The 2,116-nt window shown below is 70.7% G+C and carries 2 protein-coding genes; both read left to right on the forward strand.

The genetic code is table 11. The features are described 5' to 3' along the window. Positions 1-1,297: DUF6498-containing protein (locus BN903_RS12910; RefSeq protein WP_052334970.1), on the forward strand; the 1,297-nt coding region annotated here is incomplete at its 5' end. An 82-nt stretch (positions 1,298-1,379) separates the two neighbouring features. Then, a partial coding sequence (locus BN903_RS12915) for a YqcI/YcgG family protein (RefSeq protein WP_048078124.1) occupies positions 1,380-2,116 on the forward strand: 737 nt, incomplete at its 3' end.

The raw sequence follows: 2,116 nt of genomic DNA on the forward strand, positions 1-2,116 counted from the left end.
ATCGCGACGAGCGTCCGGCGTGGTCGCCCTCCCGCGGTCGCCCGACGCCAGCCGGTCGGCAGCGGTCGCCGTCGGGATCGCGAACCTCCTCCCCCTCGTCGGCGTCGTCGCGCTCGGCTGGGACGCGACGACGCTCGTCACGGTCTACTGGTTCGAGCTGGGCGTGGTGGCGGCGTTCGCGGTCCTCCGCGGCGTCTTCGCCGGGCGTCCGAGCGGGTTCGACGCGAACGTGCTGGTGTTCGGCGCGATAGTCGAGAAGCGGCTCTCGGTTCCGGTCCCGCGGACCGGCGTTCGGGTCCACCTCTCCTCGCTGTTCTCTCTGGCAGTTCTCGTCCCGTTTCTCGCCGTGTTGTGGGCGGTCACCGGACCGATACTGCTGGCACTCGCCGGGGCCGAAGGCGTACGTCCCGAGACGGTCGGAACCGCCCTTCTCGCCGCGGTCGGGATAGCCGCCGCCGAGGCCCTCCGAACCGCGGTCGACTACTTCTATCGCGGGGGCTACCGCGACGAGAGCGCGGGGACTGCCCTCCGGGGAGTCCTCCTCCGGATGGCGACGCTCCTGCTCGTCGGGTTCTTCGTCGTCCCACTCGTCGCGGCAGCCGTCGCCGACGACGCCGACGTCCCAATCGGCGAGGTCGCGGAGCCGACGACGTTCGGTCCGATCGTCCTCGGGCTCGCCGTGCTCGTCAAGTTCGCGTTCGATCTCGCGGCCCTGTACGGCGACCGGCTGGTCGTGTTCGACGAGTCGACGGATTACGACCTCGGATGGGCGTACGACCTGCCCGCCCGCGAACGGGACCTCGATCCGGTGCCGGATCCCGACCGCCGACTTCGACCGACCGGAATCGGCCGCGTCCTCGGCCATCCGCTCGCCGGGATACGACGACCGGGCGGCTGGCTCCTCGCGGCGTTCCTCGCGACTGCGACGCTTCTAGCCGGGATTTCGGGCGCGACCCTGCTCGCCGTCGGACTCGCCCTGCTCGCGGTCACGGCCCCGGTGACCGCTCCTGCGTTCGACTCGCTGATCCGGTACGGCCCGCTGGAGTACCGGATCGACGACGAGGATCCCTCGATCGTCGCGTACGACCGACTGTTCGGCGGGGTACTGTGGCGGATCGAGCCGTGGGACGAGGAGGGCCTCCGCGTCGAGCGCGACCGGATCGACCGCCTGACGGCTACCCGGTCCGTCGTCGTCGAGCTTCGCGACCGGGAGGTCCGACTCCCAAGACTGGCAGATCTGGGGCCGGTTCTCGACGTCTTCGATCGACGGGCGGAGCGACCGGACGATGGGTCCTGAGCGGGGGCCCTCCGCGTGTCCGTCGTTCCCGTCTCGGTGGGGTCGTCGAAAGGCAAATGCTCGTCTACCACCCAACAGGAGTATGAACGAGCCCGGAACCGAGGGCGTGCTGTTGGATCAGGAGACGCTCCACGACCGACTGGACGAGGCCCCGGGCTGGCTGCGGGAGCACTACCGCACCTTCCGGGAGTCGATGCTCGGCGAGCGCGACGGGTCGCCGTTCCCCTGCTACTTCGGCATCGAGGTCGAGCGAGAGGGTGACCTCCTGTACGCCGCCTGCGAGTCGACGACGGACCCGGCCGCCCTCCTCCGGCTGCGAGACACGCTCCTCGAATACCTCGCCACCTACGGGGACCACGCCGACCGCGCGCCGCTCGCGGTGTTCTTCAACCCGCCCGACGACGACCGCGGCGAGGCGCACTACCACGAGCGGCTCTGGCACGTGCTGGAGTTCCTCCACGTCCACGACCCGGAGCCGTGGCCCGAGGACATTCCCACCGATCCGGACACCCCGCGCTGGGAGTTCTGCTTCGGCGGCGAGGCGCTGTTCCCGACCTCCCGCGCCCCCTTCTACGACGACCGGAAGAGCCGGTACTCGCCGGTCGGGCTAGAGATCACCTTCCAGCCGCGGACCGTCTTCGAGGGGATCACGGCCGACACCGAGGCGGGCGAGCGCGCCCGCGAGACCATCCGCGATCGCATGGGCGAGTACGACGGCGTCTGCCCCCACGCCGACCTCGGTGACTGGGGGGCCGAGGGCGACCGCGAGTGGAAGCAGTACCTGTTCCGCGAGGACGCCGATGCGGCCCCGGACGAATG

Source organism: Halorubrum sp. AJ67 (assembly GCF_000513435.1).